General features: G+C 32.2%; 1 protein-coding gene. It reads right to left on the reverse strand.

Going from position 1 to position 370, the window contains the following annotated elements; translation table 11 throughout:
- Window positions 1-370: tyrosine-type recombinase/integrase (locus CN946_RS20925; protein WP_176547397.1), on the reverse strand; the 370-nt coding region annotated here is incomplete at both ends.

Here is a 370-nt window from a genome sequence, read left to right on the forward strand (position 1 = left end):
GATTTCACGTAGTGAATGATCCGTTTTTAGTTCTTTTACATGAAGCCCTTTATTTTTCGATCGTACAAGGTTTTCTTCAACATAAATTGCGCCTTTCACTAGGTCAACATTTCGCCATCTTAAAGCTAAAATTTCTCCACGTCGCATTCCAGTAAAAATAGCTAATTGAAAAGGAATTAAATAGTTTTCTAATTCACAAACTTCTAAAAAAAATTTTGCTTCTTCAACTGTCCATGTTTGTTTTTTAGTTTTAGAAATTTTTGGTGGGGTAGATTCTTTTACCGGATTTGATTTAATTAATCCCCACTTTAAAGCCTTTTGAAACGCCTTTGACAAGACATTGTGCATTATATTAGTGGTTGATGGATTA

It is taken from the genome of Bacillus sp. AFS053548 (genome assembly GCF_002575105.1).
Lineage (GTDB): Bacteria > Bacillota > Bacilli > Bacillales > Bacillaceae_G > Gottfriedia.